The sequence below is a fragment of the Chungangia koreensis genome (genome assembly GCF_042651785.1).
Classification (GTDB): Bacteria; Bacillota; Bacilli; order Bacillales_A; family Planococcaceae; genus Chungangia; species Chungangia koreensis.
Window position 1 is genome coordinate 131,711 of record NZ_JBHSEC010000005.1, and the last position, 20,650, is coordinate 152,360.

Sequence of the window (20,650 nt, forward strand, 5' to 3'; positions counted from 1 at the left end):
CCTTTATTGATGAAAATTGATATTTAAACAATCGTCAATTCTTTCGGGAATTTCGTAAGAACCTCGACCCCATCTTTTGTAACGACGACATCGTCTTCAATCCGAACTCCGGCAACACCTGTTTTGTATATTCCAGGTTCGATTGTGAAGACCATTCCTTCTTTTAGAGCCATCTCATTTGTTGCTGTAACAGAAGGGAACTCATGGACGGAAATCCCGAGTCCGTGTCCCAAACGGTGCGTGAAGTACTCCCCGTATCCCGCTTCCGTAATGATGTCACGAGCTAATTTGTCGAGATCTTTTGCAAGGACTCCCGGCTTAACGGCGTCAACGGCAGCCTGTTCTGCCTTTCTTACGGTTTCATAAATGACTTTTTGTTCTTCATTCGGTTCACCAAAAGCGACAGTTCTTGTAATGTCTGAGCAGTATCCTTTATAGACCACGCCCAAGTCGAACAATACGAAATCACCTTTCTGTACTTTTCGGTCACCTGGAGTGCCATGTGGTGAAGCGGCTTTTGGACCGCTCAATACCATCGTATCAAAAGACATATAGACACCTTTGCGTTTCATTTCGAACTCTATTGCCATTAAAATTTCCAACTCAGTTTTGCCTTCAGCAATTTCCCTACAGCCGACCTCAATCGCGTAATCTGCTAACTCAGCAGCTTTTCTCATAAGTTCCAGCTCAGATTCATCCTTAATGACACGCATTTGGTTGAGTTGGTCATCGAAGCCTACAATTTCTGCTTTCTCGAAAGAAGATTTCAGCAACTCTAATCTTTCGACCGTCAAATGAGATTTTTCAATGCCCAACTTTTTCAATGGTATCGCCCGTCTTGAAACTGCTTCGGCTACTAAATCCCAGGCATTATCAGTGTCTGCATGGCCAACGGTTTCATATATCCATCCAGCAGCTTCAACATCGGGAACCTCCATTTTTGGAGCGATTAAAAACGGTTCAGCTTCAGGGAATACCATGACACCTAATAACCGTTCATGTGGATCGCTGTCAAAACCGGAAACATAAAAAACATTGTCCGGCGTCGTGATGAATGCAGCGTCCAACTGTTGTTCTTTTAAATAAGCTTGTAGTTCTTTTATCTTTTTCATTTAGGCACCTCTACTCTAATCGGTATATATAAAGCATATCAAAAAAAGGGTTTAAAGGGATGAATATCGTATAATTATAATGATTACTTTTAAAAATGAAAGGGGTCTGAGCATGTATATTTCATATCATGGACATTCAGTAGTGAAAATAAAAACAGGTGAATATACCATTCTGATTGATCCGTTCATTTCTGGGAACGGCTTAACTGATTTGAAAGCTGAAGCGGAGAAGCCCGATGCAATTTTATTAACACATGGACATAACGACCATGTTGGAGATACAGTCCAAATTGCGAAAGCGAATGACTCCATTGTTATTGCTCCCTTTGAATTGGCAAACTACTTAGAATGGCAGGGAGTAAATACGCATAGTATGCATATCGGTGGATCATACCAATTCGATTTCGGGAAGGTTAAATTCACACAGGCATTTCATGGGTCCTCTTACGAAACCGAGGATCAGCAGATCATTTATACAGGAATGCCTTCGGGTATATTGTTCATGGCAGAAGGGAAAACAGTTTACCATGCAGGCGATACAGCTCTATTTGGGGATATGAAACTGATTGGGGAGCGGCATCCGATTGATGTAGCGTTCTTGCCGATCGGTGATAATTTCACGATGGGACCTGAAGATGCAGCCTATGCAGTTGAACTTTTGAAACCGAAGACTGTAGTGCCAATCCATTACAATACATTCCCGCCTATTAAACAGGATCCACAAAATTTTGTCGATCTTGTAACCGGAGCAGATGTTAAGGTGTTATCTGCAGGAGATGGTTTTGAACTATAAACAGAACAGGAACCGGGAGGCTGTTGCTTCCCGGTCCTTCCATTCAACCATTTGACCATACATATGATAAGATTGCTGATAGAATGAAAGCTGGAAAAGGTGAAGACATGGCAACGAAACATGAGCAAATACTGAATTACATAGAATCTTTGCCGGTCGGCGATAAAATATCGGTCAGACAGATCGCCAAAGAGATGAAGGTCAGTGAAGGTACCGCTTACCGTGCGATCAAAGAAGCGGAAAACCAACGCCTCGTTAATACGATAGAACGTGTAGGTACGATTCGCATTGAGAAAAAAAGGAAAGAAAATATTGAACGCCTAACCTTTGCTGAAGTCGTGAATATTGTGGAAGGCCAAGTATTAGGCGGTAGAGATGGATTGCACAAGACACTAACGAAATTCGTCATCGGCGCCATGAAGCTTGAAGACATGATGCGATATACAGAAGCAGGCAGCCTGCTGATTGTAGGGAATCGTATGAAAGCTCATGAAACTGCTTTAAAGGCCGGCGCTGCCGTTCTGATCACGGGTGGATTTGATGCGACTGATGAAGTGAAAAAAATTGCGGATGAATATAAGTTGCCGCTCATCTCCACTAGCTATGATACGTTTACGGTCGCGACGATGATTAACCGAGCAATCTATGACCAATTGATCATGAAAGAAATTTTACTGATCGAGGATATTGTTGTGCCTCTAATGGAAACAGTTTTCCTGCGGAATGGAGATACGGTCAGTGATTATCATGAGCAGAATAAACGGACGCGGCATGGCGGTTATCCGGTCGTCGATCAGCATCAAAAACTCGTTGGAATTGTAACTGCAAAAGACGTGATCGGACGTGGTGATAATGAATCGATTGAAAAGGTGATGACGCGTAATCCGATTTCCGTCAATCTGAAAACCAGTGTAGCTGCCGCTGGCCACAGAATGATTTGGGAAGGTATCGATTTAATGCCTGTCCTAAATGAAACCGGAACGCTTCAAGGAGTTATTAGCAGACAGGATGTGTTGAAAGCTCTCCAATTTGCCCAAAGGCAGCCTCACCATGGACAAACGATAGATGATATCGTCCGAACACAAATGAGATTCTTTGATGGAGGAGAACCATTTGTTGAGTTTACGGTGGTTCCTCAAGTGACCAATCAATTCGGTTCAATTTCAAATGGTGCTTTAACAACATTACTAACCGAAGCTGGCAGCTATGCCTTGAAAAATAATAAGCGCGGTGAAAGTTCACCTGAAAACATAATGATTTATTTCATCAAGCCGGTCCAGCTTGGAAGTGTCTTAACGGTTAAGCCGAGAGTGCTCGATATGACCCGTCGATTTGTCAAAATGGACTTTGAAGTGTTCCATGAGTCTGCCATGATCGGGAAGGCAATGATTTCATTCCAGCTATTTGACCGATAATAGAGCACAAATTGAATCGGATCCGTCGTTCAAAACCTATATTCCCAAAAAAGAACCTGATGCAGGAAGCATCAGGTTCTGGTTTCAAAATAATTCATTTATTAAGTTCGCGTTCTTCTTCAAGGAATTGGTGGTAATGCTTTGAAGCTTTAAAGTTATAAATGGCTAACGCCCCACCTAACAGTATGAATAGAGCGGCAACGATGTAGGTGACAGTCGATTGGAAAAGCAATAGTTGATTTAACCCAAACGATGCCACTAACACGCCTAAAGACGACGAGGCTAAACTTTTGTACCAATTTCTTTGGATCGGTAAATTCGAACGGAACTGTTTTGTTTTATAATAGAGATAGAATACAATTGAAACTATGATTAAGAATACAAAGATAAAATTTAACATGGTGAACCTCCAAAGCTAATTCATCAGACATTTACAATTGTATCGAACATGATGGTGAAATGCGAACGGAATTCACGGAATGACGGAGGAAAATCGGATGAAACGTCAAATCATCGACATAATTTCACAGTTTGATACGATTATAATACATAGGCATGTAAGGCCAGACCCGGATGCATATGGGTCCCAGATTGCTCTTAAAAAGCTTCTTGAAAAAAACTACCCGCAAAAGAAGGTTTTTGCTGTCGGGAGTCACGACGTAAATTTGTCTTATTTGGCTTTCCCTGATCAAATCGATGATGGCGTATATAAGGGCGCCTTAGTAATCGTAACTGATACTGCAAACACGGAGCGGATTGATGATGAGCGTTACATGAATGGCGCAAAATTAATTAAAATTGACCATCATCCGGATGATGACAAGTATGGGGATATTCGTTGGGTAGATACATCTGCAAGCTCTACCAGTGAAATGATTTACGAATTATTTGAAGTCGGTAAGGAAACGGAAAGATGGCTACTTCCTGACGAAGCAGCTCGTCTGCTCTTTGCTGGTATCGTCGGTGATACAGGCCGCTTCCTCTTTTCAAGTACATCCATTCGAACTTTTGAAGCGGCAGGGGATCTGATCCGCTACCAATTTGATCGTTCTGAATTGTTCAAGGGTATGTATGAGATGCCAAGAAATATTCTTCATTTACTGGGCTATGTTTTTCAACAGTTTGAGATGGATGAAAACGGCGCAGCCCAAATTAGGCTTCATAAAGAAATCTTAAAAGAATATGACGCAACTTCCGAGCAAGCTTCACTATTGGTAGGTTCGCTTGGTGAAGTGAAAGGTATTAAAGCATGGGTAGTGTTCATCGAAGAGGATGACCAAATCCGCGTACGATTGAGATCGAAAGGTCCCGTTATTAATGGGATTGCAAAAGAATTCGGTGGAGGTGGCCATCCATTGGCTGCTGGTGCTTCTGCCGAAAGTTGGGAAGAAGCCGATTTGGTAGTGAAAAGAATTAAAGAGGTTTGCCAAAACAAATAATTTATTGAAAGGTGGGGTGTTCAATGGCAACGGTTTATCCTCAAATTGTCACTTCGTCGGATTTGTTGAAGTCTTTGATCCGGTTAGAAGAACTCATCCCATTCCTCAAAAAACAGAATGCCAAATCGGCAGCCATCGTCAATTCTAAATTGTACGGTGTGCTGCCTTTTTGGCAACTCTTGAAAAATGAAAATATCCATCCGGTAATCGGCCTTTCTGTAAAGGTGGATTTTAGTGAAGATCAACAATTGCCGGTAGTTCTTTATGCAGAAACGGACGAAGGCTATCGGAACTTAATGAAAATCAGTAGTGCAATCAGTGTGAAAAATACGCAGGTATTGCCTCTGAAATGGTTAAAAGGATACCAACAGGGTTTACTAATGCTTATTCCAGCAACAGATCATGAATGGCAGGGTAACTTTGCTGAAGAGGCGATCGAAATAGGGAAGTCTATTTTTTCTCCTGAACGTTTGTATTTCGGTGTATCTCGACCTCTTGGTCAGCGATCAGATCGTGAAGAATGGGTGCTTAAACAGAGCGATGCACATGGTGTGAAAGTTACTGCGATGCATTTTTCGCATTATCTGGTTGAATCGGATGCTTTTGCTTATACAGCTGCCCTTGCAATCAGAACCGGTCGAACTTTGGCTGAAATCGGTCCGTCACAATTCGATGACGGGTTGAGCTTTATACCTAGCAAGGAAGAGTGGGAAGATTGGTATTCGGATCATAGTGAGTGGCTTATGAACACTGAGAAAATGTTGCTTTCTTGTAAAGTGAACCCGCTTGGTGAAGAACGGCATATGCCTAAATTTCCACTACCCACTGGTCAAAGTGCTACTGATGAGTTGCAAAGGTTGTGTATGGAAGGCTTGTCAGAAAGAGTTCCACATGCCAATAAAGATTACGCAGATCGGTTAATGTATGAACTGAAAATCATCGCTCAAATGGGTTACTCTGACTACTTCTTGATAGTATCTGATTTTATGAAATATGCCCGAAGAAAGGGAATATTGACAGGTCCAGGACGTGGATCTTCAGCCAGTTCCCTTGTCGCCTACACACTTTACATTACGGATGTCGATCCTTTGAAATATAACTTGTTATTTGAACGGTTCCTAAATCCGGAGCGAGTTACAATGCCGGATATTGATATAGATTTTGCAGATGACCGGAGACATGAAGTCATTCACTACGTTGCTGAAAAATATGGTCAGCATCATACTGCGCAAATCATCACGTTTGGAACGTTATCTGCTAAAGCGGCAGCTAGGGATTCGGGAAGAATCTTCGGCTTTGAAAGCAAAGATTTAGAACAAATCTCTAAAATGATTCCCAATAGGCAAAGCATCACATTGAAAGAAGCTTATGAAGAATCGGATGTACTGAAAAAGTGGATTAGCGAGACGGAAGTCCGTAAAAAGTGGTTTACAACTGCTTTAAGCTTGGAAGGACTACCGAGGCATGCTTCTACACATGCTGCGGGGGTTGTATTATCTCCGATGCCTTTAGTGGAAGTAGTGCCAGTAGAGGCCGGAAGTGAAGATTTGTACCTCACTCAGTGGCCGATGCAGGAAGTAGAGGCTGCAGGCTTACTGAAGATGGACTTCTTAGGATTACGTAATTTAACCATTCTTGAGGATATCCGAAAGCTTATTTATAACGAATCGAATCATTGGATTGACTTTGAAAAAATTCCATTGAATGATTCGAGAACGTTTGATTTGTTGAAATCAGGAGACACATCTGGTGTGTTTCAGCTTGAATCTGATGGCATGAGGAACACTTTACGTCAAATTCGTCCAACCCGCTTTGAAGATATCGTCGCTATTAATGCTCTCTACAGACCGGGACCAATGGATTTCATCCCTGTATATGCGAGAAGAAAGCATGGGGAAGAAGAGGTTATTTACGCCCATCCGGATTTGAAACCGATCTTAGAAGAAACTTATGGGGTTATTGTCTATCAGGAACAAATTATGCAGATTGCTTCCCGGATGGCAGGATTCAGCATGGGAGAGGCAGACCTCCTTAGAAGAGCAGTCAGTAAAAAGAAGCGGGAGATTTTAGATCAGGAGCGTACACATTTCGTAACGAATTCCTTGAAAAAAGGGTATAGCCAAAAAACTACTCAAGAAGTTTACGATTTGATCGTTCGCTTTGCAGACTATGGATTTCCGAAAAGCCATGCTGCAGCATATAGCTTGATTTCCTATTATATGGCGTATTTAAAGGCAAACTTTCCATCACATTTCTACTCTGCGCTTTTAACAAATGCCATAGGAAATCCCGATAAGCTGGCAAAACTGCTTATGGAGGCTAAGGAAAAGAAGATTGCTGTACTCCGGCCTTCCATCTTGAAAAGTCATTCGAATTTTACTGTCGAGAATGGTGCTGTCCGATTTGGCTTGAGTGCTATAAAGGGAGTATCCAACCAATTTTTACGGAAGCTTTTTGAAGTACGCAAGGCGAAAGGGAATGTTTGGCATGATATTTTCGAATTAGCGGTCGATTTATCAGCTGAAAATTTCACTCGTAAATCTCTTGAGCCACTTATAAAAGCAGGTGCATTAGACGATTTTCATGACAATCGTGCAGCCCTCTTGGCTACATTGGATGCAGCCATTATGCATGCAGAGCTGGTTAGGCCAACAAATAGCCCAGACCTGTTTTCAGGTGAGTCCTTTTCATTCGGCAAGCCGAAATACACGGAAACAGAGCCGATTCCTCATATGTCAAAGTTGCAATTTGAACGGGAAGTATTAGGTTTTTATCTATCGGATCATCCTGCAGTATACATTAAGCGTAGGCTTGGGAATGATGCTGTAAATCTTGCAGACGTCAGTTTGAAGAAAAATAGTGAGTATATTACGGTTGCTGGACTAATCACGGAGATTAAGAGGATCCGGACAAAAAAAGGTGAATCCATGGCGTTTGTCACTCTCCAGGACGAGACGGGCACACTTTCATGTACATTTTTCCCTAAAGAATTTGCCGCGATGAATATACACTTGAAGGAATGGAAAACAGCAGCATTGTCGGGTTCTGTTGAGTGGAGGAACGGGAATCCACAATTAATTGTTAAAAAGATCAGGAGTTAGATGGTCACCGAATAATAGACCTTTCTACAAAAACTGTGCTTTTTCAGCACAGTTTTTTCTTTACGCATTTATATGTTTCTTGTATGCTAATGAATGAGTGGTCTGACCACTGAACGAAAAAAATGGGATATAGGACGTTGAAAACGGTGCAAAAACCATCAACTAAAATGTATTTAGAAATCGTAAATGAATTAAGGACGCTCTTTAAAGAAGAAAATTTAAAGCACGGCGATAAAATACCATCCGAACGTGTTTTAACGGAGCGCTTGAATGTTGGCCGATCAACGATTCGGGAAGCCCTCCGCAGCTTAGAATTGCTTGGCTTGATTGAAACCCGAAGAGGTGAAGGGACATTTTTAAGTGATTTTAGCAGGCACCAGCTTGTTGAGGTGTTAGCTGCATTTGTCCTTCAAGGCGAACAATCATTTTCCGATGTACACTTTACAAGGCAAACCCTTGAGAAAGAAGCAATCAGATTAGTAGCTAAATCTGAAATTCAACGAAGTCTACCTGTTTGGGAAAGCTTGCAAAAAATACTTCAAAATGAAGGTTCCATTAATCGGGAAGATCTTATAAGAGAGATACTGGTTGCTACTGGAAACCGGTTATCCTTTAAAATATGGTTCCTTCTCAAACAATATGGCGGAGAGCCGTTTGCCGGCCATTCTGGACCGGAAGAAAAGCAATCCTTACTATCTATGATCGAGAATATACGCTCCGGTCAGGAAAACGAGGCGATCCATGCTTTTAATAGCTGGATTGGCCTTTTGTCCAAAGGGGGAAATGTTAAATGAGTTTAAAAGAATTATTTAATCGAAATAAAAGGTATCCAATACCGTCCGAGGAAGCGAAAAATGTTCCGGAAGGAATCATGACGAAATGTCCTGAATGTCGGAAAATCATTTTAACGAAAGAATTGATGAAAAACTACAAAGTCTGCCCGAACTGTGACCATCATTTGAAAATGACTGCACAGGAGCGTATTAATTGTCTAATGGATGAAGGTACGTTCGTATCCATGGATGACCACTTGCAGACAAGCAATCCGCTTGGTTTTCCAAGTTACACTGAAAAAGTGAAAAATGATGCTAAAAAAACTGGTCTGAACGAAGCGGTTTTAACAGGCATTGGGGAAATTTCCGGGATGAAGGTATCTGTAGCAATTATGGATTCCCACTTCCGCATGGGTTCCATGGGATCTGTAGTAGGAGAAAAAATCACACGGGCAATTGAGGAAGCCACTAAGCTTGGGATTCCATTCATCATCTTTACTGCAAGTGGCGGGGCCCGTATGCAAGAAGGGGTTCTTTCCCTCATGCAAATGGCTAAGACAAGCGTTGCATTGAGACGACTCAGTGAAAAAGGGTTATTATTTGTATCAGTTTTGACCCATCCTACAACAGGTGGGGTTTCCGCAAGTTTTGCATCAGTAGGAGATATCAATCTCGCTGAACCGAAAGCGCTAATTGGTTTTGCCGGAAGAAGGGTCATTGAACAGACAGTACGTGAAAAGCTACCTGAAGACTTCCAAACTGCTGAATTTCTATTAAATCATGGTCAGTTGGATGCAGTGGTCCATCGGGCTAAGATGAAAGAGACCTTAACAACTATTGTCAAATTGCATACGAAAGGGGCGATGTGAAATGGTAAAAGCATTACCGTTCGAAGAGCCCGTCATTCAACTACGTGAAAAGATTCAAGAGCTCAAGGAAATCACATCAAATGCAGATGTAGATCTTACGAAAGAAATAGATCATCTTGAGGGCCGTCTTAAACAGTTGGAACGTGAAGTTTACGAGAATATGAGCCCGTGGGATCGGGTGCAAGTGGCACGACATCCAGAACGTCCGACGACATTGGATTATATAAATGAACTTTTCGATGACTTTCTGCAATTACACGGTGATCGGAATTTTGGAGATGACGAAGCGATTGTAGGTGGAATTGCTTCCTTCCAATCTCAGCCTATCACGATTATTGGACATCAAAGAGGTAAAGATACAAAAGAGAATATCCGCCGGAATTTCGGAATGCCTCATCCAGAGGGATATCGAAAAGCTTTGCGTCTTATGAAACAGGCAGAAAAGTTTGGGCGGCCAATTATTTGCTTTATAGATACAAAAGGAGCATATCCGGGTAAAGCAGCTGAAGAACGCGGACAAAGTGAAGCGATTGCTCGGAATTTAGTTGAAATGTCCGGAATCACGGTACCAATTATCAGTGTCGTAATTGGTGAAGGTGGAAGCGGTGGTGCTCTTGCCCTTGGAGTGGCAAACCACATTCATATGCTGGAGAACTCTACCTATTCGGTTATTTCTCCTGAAGGTGCCGCCTCGATTCTTTGGAAAGATGCCTCGTTGGCTAAGGAAGCTGCTGAAGCCATGAGGATTACAGCTCCAGATTTGAAAGAAATGGGCATTATCGATGAGATTATACCTGAAATACAAGGCGGTGCTCATCGAGATTTGAAGAAGCAAGCTGAGTATATGGCAACAACACTAAAGCGTTCTCTTGAAGAATTATGTACAATGTCAAAAGAGGCAATCGTAGATCAGCGGTATGAAAAATTCCGGGCGATCGGTGAATATAAGGAATAGCATACCAGTGATTTTACAAGGGCTGTCTACCCAACAGATGAAACCCAAATAATCGAGAAGCAGTGCAAGCGAACCATCAAGTAACAGGGAGAACCTCGCTTTCACACTTCCCGTTCGGGAATTTGGCGGACAGCCCTTTCGTTGTCATGTTTTGGAGGGGTGTAGTATGAAAAAAATTGCTGTACTAACCAGTGGTGGCGATGCACCCGGCATGAATGCCGCCATCCGGGCTGTTGTGCGTAAAGCTATTTATCATGGGCTCGAAGTTGCCGGTGTGCATCAAGGTTATGCAGGCCTTATTTCAGGTAAGATTGAAACTATGCATTTAGGATCGGTTGGAGATATTATTCAACGTGGTGGGACTATGCTTCAGTCAGCACGATGTCCGGAATTTACAACAGATGAAGGACAGGAAAAAGCGATATCCCAGATGAAAAAACATGGAATTGATGGACTTGTCGTAATCGGTGGGGATGGCTCGTATCGAGGTGCCCTTGCCTTAACGGAAAAGGGTATGCCAGCAGTCGGAGTACCAGGTACAATTGACAATGATATACCGGGTACAGACTTTACAATCGGCTTTGATACCGCCTTGAATACGGTCATTGATTCAATTGATAAAATTCGTGATACGGCAACCTCCCACGAACGGACTTTCATAGTTGAAGTAATGGGCAGGGATGCAGGTGATCTTGCACTATGGGCAGGATTGGCTGGCGGTGCAGAAACGGTTTTGATCCCCGAAGAAAGTTTTGAAATGGAAGATATGATTGAACGACTCAAGAGCGGTCATGAACGAGGCAAGAAACACAGTATCATCATCGTAGCTGAAGGAGTCATGAGTGCAACGGAACTGGCGGAAAGGTTGAAAACCTCTGCAAATATTGAAACGAGAGTATCAGTATTGGGACATATCCAACGTGGAGGTTCTCCATCGGCAAGGGATCGAGTTCTTGCGAGTCAGTTTGGAGCAAAAGCTGTAGAAGTTTTGATGGATGGTAAAAAAGGTCGTGCAATTGGCATCCAAAATCATCAAGTGGTAGACTATGATTTGAAAAAAGCGTTCGAAAAAGCGCATGGAACAGATACGAGCATGTACCAATTATCCAAAGAGCTCTCAATCTAAACATGTGAAGAGGAGTTTTTGTATGAGAAAGACTAAAATCGTTTGTACAATCGGACCGGCAAGTGAATCCGAAGAAATGTTAGCCCAGTTAATCGAAGCTGGTATGAATGTGGCAAGGTTGAATTTTTCACATGGTAATCATGAAGAACATGCCTCAAGAATTGAAAGAATTAGGAAAGCTGCACAGAAAACAGGGAAAACTGTCGGGATTCTTTTAGATACGAAAGGGCCCGAGATTCGTACCCACACTATGGAAAATGATGCGATTGAAATTGCTACTGGCAATGAAATTGATATTTCAATGAAAGAAGTAACAGGAACTAAAGATGTGTTTTCTGTTACATACGATCGCTTGATTGAAGACGTCGCTGCTGGCTCCGTCATCTTGTTGGATGACGGATTAATTGAGTTAGAAGTGACTGGGATTTCAAGAGATAAAGGGTTAATTCATACTGTTGCACGAAACGCTGGAACATTGAAAAATAAAAAAGGTGTCAATGTACCAGGAGTATCTGTACAACTACCCGGAATGACTGAAAAAGATGCATCTGATATTTTATTCGGAATTGAGCAAGGGGTAGACTTCATTGCTGCTTCATTTGTAAGGAGACCTTCTGATGTGATGGAGATCCGTGAATTATTAGAAAATAATAATGGCGGTCACATCCAAATTATCCCGAAAATCGAGAACGGTGAAGGTGTCGAAAACATTGACGAAATCCTTATGGTATCTGATGGCTTAATGGTCGCAAGGGGAGATCTTGGAGTTGAGATCCCGGCAGAGGAAGTACCTCTTGTTCAAAAAAACCTCATCCAAAAGTGCAATCAGGCAGGTAAGCCGGTTATTACGGCAACTCAAATGCTCGATTCGATGCAACGAAATCCGCGTCCAACTCGTGCGGAAGCAAGTGACGTGGCTAACGCGATCCTCGATGGAACAGATGCGATCATGCTTTCCGGTGAAACTGCTGCAGGACAATATCCTTTGGAAGCCGTCAGAACGATGGACAGGATTGCACGAAGAGCAGAAGAAGCCGTGGACTATCGTGGAGTTGTTCAGGCGAGAAGTAAGGAAAGGGGAGCGAATATCACCGAATCGATCGGTCAGTCGGTAGCCCATACAGCTATTAACCTTAAAGTAAATGCTGTACTTGCACCAACAGTCAGTGGCCAGACGGCAAGGATGATTTCCAAATACCGACCTGGAGCCCCAATTATAGCTATTACTTCTACAACAGAAATTTCAAGACAATTATCACTTGTTTGGGGAATCTATCCGATTGTTGGAGAACAAATGCATTCCACTGATGGAGTACTTGAGCAATCTGTCGAAGAGGCGATCAAACATCATTATGTCAAACATGGAGATGTGGTCATCATTACGGCTGGAGTACCTGTAGGAGAGGCTGGAACTACAAATCTTATGAAAGTTCATATGATTGGTGACTTGCTTGCCCGCGGACAAGGAATTGGAAAAGATGTTGCATTTGGACAAGCCGTAATTGCACGTACAGCTGCAGAGGCGCTTGAGCAGGATCCAGAAGGTAAAATTATTGTCACCATCGGTTCGGACCGTGAAATGGTGCCTGCTATTCAGAAATGTGCAGGATTGATTACTGAAGAAGGTGGTCTTACTAGCCATGCAGCGGTTGTCGGATTGAATCTTGGCATTCCGGTCATTGTCGGCGTTAAAGATGCAACTAAGATTTTTTCGGATGGCCAACACCTTACAATGGATGCAGAGTCAGGAGTAATTTATACTGGACATGCAAACGTCCTTTAATAATAATATTTCTGTTTCACAATTTAAAAGGTAGCCCATGTAGAATTGCAAAAAGAATCTGCGGAGATACCGTCAGATTCTTTTTGTTTAATGAATAATAGAAACTTGGGCGAAGTGCCCAAAGAATATGAGGTGGGATGATATGAGATGGTTTTTGTTGCTAATCGTTTTGGCCCCTGCTGTGGAACTTTCGGTTTTGATTTATTCCGGAATGAAATTCGGGATATTAAACACGCTTCTCATTGTCATGTTGACTGCCGCAGCGGGTATTGTGCTGGCTAAAAAGTTTGGTCTTCGAGCGTTTTACGATATTCAAGATCGTATTAAGCAACATGAAATGCCTGGAGACGCAGTAGTAGACGGATTGTTCATCTTTGTAGGCGGCATTCTATTGCTCTTCCCGGGATTTATTACGGACCTGATCGGTCTCCTCTTCCTTTTCAAATGGACAAGGAAATTATTTAAACCACTTCTTTACCGCTGGTTCCGGAAAAAAATAGGCAAAGGCCAAATCATCGTTATGTAAACAGACGATGATCTTTAATCTTCAAGGCGGCCAATATTAAAAACGGACTGATCAAGATTCCAAGGATTCCAAAAAGATATAAGGAACAGGCGCTGATCATGAAGGAATGAACAGAACGAATGTGGAAAGTGGAAGCCCAAAAATAAGATTCCGTCATTTGACGCGTTAACTGGATAAATGCGAACAAAATAAGTAAAGCTGCAGTTAAGAAAAATTTGCCGATTATGGCAAAATAGATAGCCAGTGGAATCAGAAAAAGCCCGATTCCCAAAAAGGGAAGTGCATCAGCCAAGGATATTAAAAAGGCTTTACCTACAGGAAGGGTGAAGCCAAGAGCGAAGAAGCCAAGAGATAATAATGCAAAGGTAATCATGAAGAGGCGAAATTCCACGCTTAGAAAAGTCCAAAATAACCAGCCAGCCTCTTCAATTGCTTTTTTAACTTGTCCTTTCCAAGCCTTCGGAATATAAATGAGGAACCAAAATCGTGATTTGCCAGTCTCCATCAATGCAAAAAAGAATGTAATAATGAATATTGTAAAGTTAAGTAGTTGTTGCGAAAAACCTTGTATAACCCCAGATACCACCTCGACAATTCTTTCACTGAAAAAAGAAAGTTTACCGATAATACCAGGAAGCAGATTTTCCGGTTGATTCATATTAATATTCAATTCTTCCAGACCTGCCTGAATTTCAGGGACTATACTGATAATCTGAGATACTGAAAATAATAGAAGTAGTGCCGCACATGATATCGCCAAACATTCTGTCAGTAATGCACCAATCCAAAGAGGGATTTTAACGCCTTTGAAGAATCGCATGATAGGGTGGAAAAAATAAGCAGTAAAAATCGCTAATGCAACAGGCATCACTTTCCAAATGAGTAATCCCAGGAGTAATATAGGAACCCACTGTTTAGCTATACGGAAAATACGTGAGTTAGGTTTAAAAAAGTCCATTTTCATCAGCCTTTATTCTGTTTTGGTCATAAACGACAAGAAATCAAAGCGTTTCCATTCACAAAATCGACAACTTTGTTTATAATGATTTTGAAAGCGATTAACATAAGTTCATAGAAGCGGATGAGGTATCATTCTGCCTTTTTTTATGTGAAATGATGACTCATACTGAAAGAAGGAGCGATAATATGTCAACAACACGCGGGTTAGAGGGTGTGGTTGCAGCCCAAACTGCCATCAGTTCCATCATTGATGACACTCTTACATACGTAGGCTACGATATTGACGATTTAGCCGATAATGCGAGTTTTGAAGAAGTTGTTTATTTACTTTGGCACAAACGACTTCCAAACAAAGCGGAATTGACTGAATTCAAACAGCAATTAGCCGATCAGATGGTTGTACCACAAGAGGTGCTTGACCATTTCAAAACATATCCAATCGACAAAGTGCACCCGATGACTGCACTAAGAACTGCTGTATCTATGCTTGGATTGTATGATGAAAAAGCTGAAGATATGTCCGAGGAAGCTAACTACCAAAAAGCAATTAGCTTACAAGCGAAGATTCCATCATTGGTAACAGCATTCGCACGTATCCGTAAAGGTCTTGAGCCAGTAGCTCCAAAGAGTGATCTTAGCTATGCTGCTAACTTCCTTTACATGCTTAAAGGAGAACTACCTGAAGCAATTGAAGAAGAAGCTTTCAACAAAGCTTTGGTTCTACATGCAGACCATGAATTGAATGCATCTACATTTACAGCACGTGTATGTGTAGCTACCCTGTCTGATGTATATTCTGGCGTGACTGCAGCAATTGGTGCTTTAAAAGGCCCTCTTCACGGTGGTGCTAACGAACAAGTCATGAAAATGTTGTCTGATATTGGTTCCGAAGACAATGTGGACGAGTTCATCCACGAAAAGTTGAACAATAAAGAAAAAATTATGGGCTTCGGTCACCGTGTTTACCGTAAAGGTGATCCACGTGCGAAACATCTACGTGAGATGTCTCAAAAATTGACGAAACTTCGTGGTGAAGAAAAATGGTATAACATGTCTACGAAGATCGAAGAAATTGTAACAGGCGAAAAGAATCTTCCGCCAAATGTTGACTTCTATTCGGCTTCTGTATACCATTCATTAGGGATTGACCATGATTTATTTACACCGATTTTTGCGGTGTCCCGTACTTCTGGCTGGATTGCACATATCCTTGAGCAATATGCGAATAACCGCTTGATCAGACCACGTGCTGAGTACGTAGGTCCTGGGATGCAAAAATACGTACCAGTCGACGAAAGATAAATTGGTTAATATTTCGTTTTAGGGCTTATTGATAGTGCCCGCATGAACCGGTTTTGTAACCTAAGTACGCCTCATCGAGCTGCTCCATCGCTTCACTCGTCGCAAAACTGCGCAGAAGCAAGTACTAAAGAGCTATTTGGCAACGGTTCACAACCTGCATGCTGGCCTTAAACCCTTGAAGATGAATGTAGGAGGAAAAAACATGTCTAACGGTAAAATTACAGTTGAAAACGGTGTGTTAAACGTACCAAACAATCCGGTTATTCCGTTCATCGAAGGTGACGGAACAGGTCCAGATATTTGGGCTGCAGCTTCCCGTGTACTTGAAGCAGCTGTTGAAAAAGCTTACAATGGCGAGAAAACAATTCAATGGAAAGAAGTACTTGCTGGTGAAAAAGCATTCAACCAAACAGGTGAGTGGCTTCCACAAGAAACATTGGATACAATCAACGAATACTTGATCGCAATTAAAGGTCCTTTAACAACGCCAATCGGCGGAGGTATCCGTTCTTTGAACGTGGCATTGCGCCAAGAGCTTGACCTATATGTGTGCTTGCGCCCAGTACGTTACTTTGAAGGTGTACCATCTCCAGTAAAACGTCCTGAAGATACAGATATGGTCATTTTCCGTGAAAATACTGAAGATATTTATGCAGGAATCGAATACAAAAAAGGCTCTGACGAAGTGAAGAAAGTGATCGACTTCCTTCAAAACGAAATGGGCGTTAACAAAATCCGTTTCCCAGAAACATCCGGTATCGGTATTAAACCAGTTTCTGAAGAAGGAACAAAACGCTTAGTCCGCTCAGCATTAAACTACGCGATCAAAGAAGGCCGTTCTTCTCTTACATTGGTTCACAAAGGGAATATCATGAAGTTCACTGAAGGAGCTTTCAAAAACTGGGGCTATGAAGTGGCTGAAACAGAATTTGCTGATCAAGTATTCACTTGGAACCAATACGACAAAATCAAAGAAGAATCTGGAACAGAAGCAGCTAACAAAGCTCAGGACGAAGCTTTAGCAGCTGGCAAAATCCTTGTTAAGGATTCAATCGCAGATATCTTCTTACAACAAATCTTGACTCGTCCAAAAGAGTTCGATGTTGTTGCAACAATGAACTTGAACGGCGACTACATTTCTGATGCCCTTGCTGCTCAAGTAGGTGGAATCGGTATCGCTCCAGGTGCAAACATCAACTATGTAACTGGACATGCGATCTTCGAAGCAACTCACGGTACAGCTCCAAAATACGCTGGCCTTGATAAAGTAAACCCATCTTCTGTCATCCTTTCCGGTGTATTAATGCTTGAACACCTTGGATGGACTGAAGCAGCGAAGATGATCATTTCTTCAATGGAGAATACAATCAAGTCTAAAGTTGTAACTTATGACTTTGCACGTTTGATGGACGGTGCTACAGAAGTTAAAGCTTCTGAATTTGCGGATGAGTTGATTAAGAACCTTTAATCTTCCTTTGAAGATCATTCGTATAAAAAATAATTTCGGAGGAGGGGGAAACCCCTCCTTTTTTATTTTGTAAAAAATATCCCTATTCAACTCAAGAGAAACATACTATTGCATAACTCGATTTTTTTGAAAATAATTGATATCATGAAAGAAACGAATGATAAGGGGGCTACATGGTGCTGTTGAGTAAAAAGAGGAGATTGGGTCGGAAAATCGAGGAGATGACAGTCGGCGAGAAACTAAAATTGACTGAGAAAGTGGAAGATAAAGACTTGCTGCTTTACTTAGGATTGACTAATGACGGCAATCCGCTCTATATCCAACATGATTATGCTTCTCAAACCGAATTTGGGAAACCGATTGTACCTGCCATTATGCTGAACGGAATAGTTACATCTGCGATTTCTAAATATTTTCCAGGACCCGGTTCTCATGTCCAAGAACAGCATCTGCGTTTTCCAAAACCGGTGTACCATTATGAAACGATTGAACTATTATTTGAAGTGAAAGAAATCGATGTGATCCAAAACTTGGTGACGATTACAGTCGTGGCTGAAAATGAAGATTCAGAAATCGTAATTGAAGGGAAATTAGTTGCGTCTGCACCGAGAACATTGGAACAGTCAATTGAAGAATAAAATAAAGATAGAGAGTTCCGTACCTGCTTACATAATAAATTGACGGGGGATCCAAATGTCCAAGAAAATATTAGTAGTAGATGATGAACAATCGATAGTTACTCTTTTACAATACAATTTAAAACAAGCCGGATATGAAGTGATTACTGCGAATGATGGCGAACACGCAATTGACTTAGTTAAGGAAGAAAGTCCGAATTTGATTGTACTTGACTTGATGCTGCCCAAAATGGATGGCATGGAAGTATGTAAAGAACTTCGCTCATTGCGGATTGAAGTGCCGATTATCATGTTAACGGCTAAGGATGACGAGATCGATAAAGTCCTCGGTTTGGAACTGGGTGCAGACGATTACATGACAAAGCCTTTCAGTCCACGCGAAGTGGTAGCACGGGTAAAAGCCGTACTTCGTCGCACAGAAAGTGTTCCCGTTCTTCCAGATGGAGGTATTGCAGTCGATGCAGAGACTTCTTATGAGTTCGGTCCACTAAAAGTCTATCCGGACCGCCATGAAGCATTATTAAACGGAGAATCACTTGAATTTACTCCAAAAGAGTTCGAATTACTCGTATATTTATTAGAAAATAAAAACCGTGTGTTGACGAGAGATCAATTGCTTAGTGCTGTTTGGAATTATGATTTTGCAGGGGATACAAGAATTGTAGATGTTCACATAAGCCACCTTCGGGAAAAGATTGAGGAGAATAGCAGAAAGCCAATTTATATCAAAACAATTCGTGGACTCGGATATAAATTCGAGGAGCCGAAATAGATGAAAACTTTAAGGAATAGATTATTCCTTGCTTACTCATTGTTAATAGGGACTATGCTCTTTGCAATTGGCATTATCCTGTTTCACTTTGCTCCACTTTATTTGTCGGAATCTACTAATGCTGCATCGGAACATCGGCTTGAAGGGGCAATCGATTATTTGGAACAAAGCGGGTTCACTATATCTGATGAGGAAAAATCTGCTTTGAAGGATTTTACCCCTGAGTCGGGTACAGATATGGAAATGAGACTCCGGGAACTACGGGTATTTATAGTGGCTTTATTGGTTGTCCTATTTTTGGTATTCTCAATTATCGGTTTCCAGACTTTCGGGAAGTTTGCTGAACCGATTGATAATGTGACAGCAACGGCTATCGAATTAGCAAAAGGAAATTATAAAGTAAGGGTTCCGAGTGTACTGGACGGTACTATTGATCAATTGAGTACATCTGTAAATATTCTGGCAAGGAATCTTCAAGATATCTCTTTCGTTCGAAAAATCGAGGAAGAACGCTTGAAAACGCTCATTGAAAATATGGGAAGCGCTCTTGTGATGATCGGCCGAGAAGGTAAAATTACAGTTGTAAATAAACCTTTTCTGAATCAATTCGATTTTGACTTTGACAAAGTGGACAATCAGCCCTTCAGAAATACGGGTTTACCAAGTGAAGTGGTTGAATTTATCGATATGATTTTCATGACTGAAAAGTCAGCAAGGAAGCAAATCCGCTTTGAATATCAGCAAGTCAAACATATGGAACTATACGGCGCACCAGTAATTGGGGAACACGGCCGTTGGCTCGGAGTAGTAGTTGTTATGCATGATGTGACGGAATTAGTTCGTTTAGAACAAATCCGTAAAGACTTCGTTGCAAATGTTTCACATGAATTGAAAACACCTATCACTTCAATCAAAGGGTTTTCAGAAACGTTGCTTGATGGAGCCATGGAAGATCGGCAAGCACTACATGATTTCCTTCAAATCATTCACAAAGAGAGCGAACGACTGCAGTTCCTTATCCAAGATCTTTTGGAATTATCGAAAATTGAACAACATGGATTTTCCATTGAACTACATCGTACGAGTCTTCGTGAAATTATCGATAGATCGATGGAAATGGTTGTACAAAAAGCGGAAGAAAAAGAGATGTCTCTCGTTTTAAAAATGGAAGAGGATATTGAGTTTGAAGCTGACACAGGGCGAATGATTCAAATTGTCATGAATCTTCTTGCGAATGCAGTAAACTATTCTCTATCCGGGACTACCGTAACTTTACAAGCGTATATTGAGAACGGCCATGCAGTTATAAAGATTTCGGATGAAGGAATCGGAATTGCTCAGCAGGAGTTGCCGAGAATTTTTGAGCGATTTTATCGAGTAGACAGGGCAAGAAGCAGAAATTCAGGTGGGACTGGTCTTGGATTAGCGATCGTAAAACACTTAGTTGAGGCACATAACGGAAGAATTGCAGTTCATAGCACAGTTGGAAAAGGAACAACTTTTAAAGTGAGTATACCCCTATGGCAATCCATGTAAGAAGCATCTTCTTTTGAAGGTGCTTTTTTTGTTTTAGTACAAAATGTGATTTTCATGAAACCAAAGGAAAGCTATCTCCGTA

The 20,650-nt window shown here is 41.6% G+C and carries 18 protein-coding genes; 15 read left to right on the forward strand and 3 right to left on the reverse strand.

Translation table 11 applies throughout. The features are described 5' to 3' along the window. Positions 1-23 precede the first annotated feature (23 nt). Complete coding sequence (locus ACFOZY_RS05005) at positions 24-1,112, reverse strand: M24 family metallopeptidase (protein WP_378152934.1); 1,089 nt, start codon at positions 1,110-1,112, stop codon at positions 24-26. A gap of 112 nt (positions 1,113-1,224) precedes the next feature. Here ACFOZY_RS05005 and ACFOZY_RS05010 point away from each other — a divergent pair, with 112 nt between their 5' ends. Then, positions 1,225-1,905 carry a metal-dependent hydrolase gene (locus tag ACFOZY_RS05010; protein ID WP_378152936.1) on the forward strand — a complete coding sequence of 227 codons (681 nt, stop codon included), beginning with the start codon at positions 1,225-1,227 and terminating at the stop codon, positions 1,903-1,905. Positions 1,906-2,012: 107 nt separating this feature from the next. Next, positions 2,013-3,320 (forward strand): DRTGG domain-containing protein, encoded by a 1,308-nt coding sequence (locus tag ACFOZY_RS05015; RefSeq protein ID WP_378153198.1) that lies wholly within the window; start codon positions 2,013-2,015, stop codon positions 3,318-3,320. A 94-nt stretch (positions 3,321-3,414) separates the two neighbouring features. Here the strand turns inward: ACFOZY_RS05015 and ACFOZY_RS05020 are convergent, their stop codons facing one another. After that, positions 3,415-3,720, reverse strand: a complete 306-nt coding sequence (locus tag ACFOZY_RS05020) for a YtpI family protein (RefSeq protein ID WP_378152938.1) — start codon at positions 3,718-3,720, stop codon at positions 3,415-3,417. A 97-nt stretch (positions 3,721-3,817) separates the two neighbouring features. Between ACFOZY_RS05020 and ACFOZY_RS05025 the strand changes: the two genes are divergently transcribed. The 8 genes from ACFOZY_RS05025 to ACFOZY_RS05060 all read left to right on the forward strand — a co-directional run bounded on the left by ACFOZY_RS05025 (position 3,818) and on the right by ACFOZY_RS05060 (position 13,892). Next, positions 3,818-4,759 (forward strand): DHH family phosphoesterase, encoded by a 942-nt coding sequence (locus tag ACFOZY_RS05025; protein ID WP_378152940.1) that lies wholly within the window; start codon positions 3,818-3,820, stop codon positions 4,757-4,759. Between the two features lie 23 nt (positions 4,760-4,782). Further along, positions 4,783-7,860, forward strand: a complete 3,078-nt coding sequence (gene dnaE, locus ACFOZY_RS05030; protein WP_378152942.1) for a DNA polymerase III subunit alpha — start codon at positions 4,783-4,785, stop codon at positions 7,858-7,860. A gap of 167 nt (positions 7,861-8,027) precedes the next feature. Beyond that, positions 8,028-8,654 (forward strand): FadR/GntR family transcriptional regulator, encoded by a 627-nt coding sequence (locus tag ACFOZY_RS05035; RefSeq protein WP_378152944.1) that lies wholly within the window; start codon positions 8,028-8,030, stop codon positions 8,652-8,654. Next, positions 8,651-9,502, forward strand: coding sequence for an acetyl-CoA carboxylase, carboxyltransferase subunit beta (accD, locus tag ACFOZY_RS05040; protein WP_378152946.1), 852 nt, complete (start codon positions 8,651-8,653; stop codon positions 9,500-9,502). Before ACFOZY_RS05035 ends, accD begins: the two co-directional genes overlap by 4 nt. A 1-nt stretch (position 9,503) precedes the next feature. After that, entirely contained in the window at positions 9,504-10,457 is a 954-nt protein-coding gene (gene accA / locus ACFOZY_RS05045) for an acetyl-CoA carboxylase carboxyl transferase subunit alpha (RefSeq protein WP_378152948.1), read from the forward strand. Between the two features lie 166 nt (positions 10,458-10,623). Next, entirely contained in the window at positions 10,624-11,583 is a 960-nt protein-coding gene (gene pfkA / locus ACFOZY_RS05050; RefSeq protein ID WP_378152950.1) for a 6-phosphofructokinase, read from the forward strand. A 22-nt stretch (positions 11,584-11,605) separates the two neighbouring features. After that, positions 11,606-13,366, forward strand: coding sequence for a pyruvate kinase (gene pyk, locus ACFOZY_RS05055; protein WP_378152952.1), 1,761 nt, complete (start codon positions 11,606-11,608; stop codon positions 13,364-13,366). Between the two features lie 142 nt (positions 13,367-13,508). Further along, positions 13,509-13,892 carry an FxsA family protein gene (locus tag ACFOZY_RS05060; RefSeq protein ID WP_378152954.1) on the forward strand — a complete coding sequence of 128 codons (384 nt, stop codon included), beginning with the start codon at positions 13,509-13,511 and terminating at the stop codon, positions 13,890-13,892. Here the strand turns inward: ACFOZY_RS05060 and ACFOZY_RS05065 are convergent. Next, a complete protein-coding gene (locus ACFOZY_RS05065; RefSeq protein WP_378152956.1) occupies positions 13,885-14,856 on the reverse strand; it encodes an AI-2E family transporter in 972 nt (323 codons plus the stop codon). The genes ACFOZY_RS05060 and ACFOZY_RS05065 overlap by 8 nt on opposite strands. A gap of 182 nt (positions 14,857-15,038) precedes the next feature. Here ACFOZY_RS05065 and citZ point away from each other — a divergent pair, with 182 nt between their 5' ends. From citZ to pnpS, 5 genes are all read left to right on the forward strand, one after another. Continuing rightward, positions 15,039-16,154, forward strand: coding sequence for a citrate synthase (gene citZ / locus ACFOZY_RS05070; protein WP_378152958.1), 1,116 nt, complete (start codon positions 15,039-15,041; stop codon positions 16,152-16,154). Between the two features lie 202 nt (positions 16,155-16,356). Then, positions 16,357-17,622, forward strand: coding sequence for an NADP-dependent isocitrate dehydrogenase (icd, locus tag ACFOZY_RS05075; RefSeq protein ID WP_378152960.1), 1,266 nt, complete (start codon positions 16,357-16,359; stop codon positions 17,620-17,622). A 176-nt stretch (positions 17,623-17,798) separates the two neighbouring features. Then, positions 17,799-18,260, forward strand: coding sequence for a MaoC/PaaZ C-terminal domain-containing protein (locus ACFOZY_RS05080; protein ID WP_378153200.1), 462 nt, complete (start codon positions 17,799-17,801; stop codon positions 18,258-18,260). A 55-nt stretch (positions 18,261-18,315) separates the two neighbouring features. Continuing rightward, entirely contained in the window at positions 18,316-19,032 is a 717-nt protein-coding gene (locus ACFOZY_RS05085) for a response regulator (RefSeq protein ID WP_378152962.1), read from the forward strand. Between the two features lie 243 nt (positions 19,033-19,275). Beyond that, positions 19,276-20,568, forward strand: a complete 1,293-nt coding sequence (gene pnpS / locus ACFOZY_RS05090) for a two-component system histidine kinase PnpS (RefSeq protein WP_378153202.1) — start codon at positions 19,276-19,278, stop codon at positions 20,566-20,568. The last annotated feature ends 82 nt before the right edge of the window (positions 20,569-20,650 follow it).

Coding starts and splice junctions, on each gene's coding strand:
- pyk (WP_378152952.1), top strand. CDS start 11,606: ATGAGAAAGACTAAAATCGTTTGTACAATCGGACCGGCAAGTGAATCC.
- ACFOZY_RS05015 (WP_378153198.1), top strand. CDS start 2,013: ATGGCAACGAAACATGAGCAAATACTGAATTACATAGAATCTTTGCCG.
- citZ (WP_378152958.1), top strand. CDS start 15,039: ATGTCAACAACACGCGGGTTAGAGGGTGTGGTTGCAGCCCAAACTGCC.
- ACFOZY_RS05065 (WP_378152956.1), bottom strand. CDS start 14,856: ATGAAAATGGACTTTTTTAAACCTAACTCACGTATTTTCCGTATAGCT.
- pnpS (WP_378153202.1), top strand. CDS start 19,276: ATGAGACTCCGGGAACTACGGGTATTTATAGTGGCTTTATTGGTTGTC.
- pfkA (WP_378152950.1), top strand. CDS start 10,624: ATGAAAAAAATTGCTGTACTAACCAGTGGTGGCGATGCACCCGGCATG.
- icd (WP_378152960.1), top strand. CDS start 16,357: ATGTCTAACGGTAAAATTACAGTTGAAAACGGTGTGTTAAACGTACCA.
- dnaE (WP_378152942.1), top strand. CDS start 4,783: ATGGCAACGGTTTATCCTCAAATTGTCACTTCGTCGGATTTGTTGAAG.
- ACFOZY_RS05060 (WP_378152954.1), top strand. CDS start 13,509: ATGAGATGGTTTTTGTTGCTAATCGTTTTGGCCCCTGCTGTGGAACTT.
- ACFOZY_RS05085 (WP_378152962.1), top strand. CDS start 18,316: ATGTCCAAGAAAATATTAGTAGTAGATGATGAACAATCGATAGTTACT.
- accD (WP_378152946.1), top strand. CDS start 8,651: ATGAGTTTAAAAGAATTATTTAATCGAAATAAAAGGTATCCAATACCG.
- ACFOZY_RS05035 (WP_378152944.1), top strand. CDS start 8,028: ATGTATTTAGAAATCGTAAATGAATTAAGGACGCTCTTTAAAGAAGAA.
- ACFOZY_RS05010 (WP_378152936.1), top strand. CDS start 1,225: ATGTATATTTCATATCATGGACATTCAGTAGTGAAAATAAAAACAGGT.
- ACFOZY_RS05005 (WP_378152934.1), bottom strand. CDS start 1,112: ATGAAAAAGATAAAAGAACTACAAGCTTATTTAAAAGAACAACAGTTG.
- ACFOZY_RS05020 (WP_378152938.1), bottom strand. CDS start 3,720: ATGTTAAATTTTATCTTTGTATTCTTAATCATAGTTTCAATTGTATTC.
- accA (WP_378152948.1), top strand. CDS start 9,504: ATGGTAAAAGCATTACCGTTCGAAGAGCCCGTCATTCAACTACGTGAA.
- ACFOZY_RS05025 (WP_378152940.1), top strand. CDS start 3,818: ATGAAACGTCAAATCATCGACATAATTTCACAGTTTGATACGATTATA.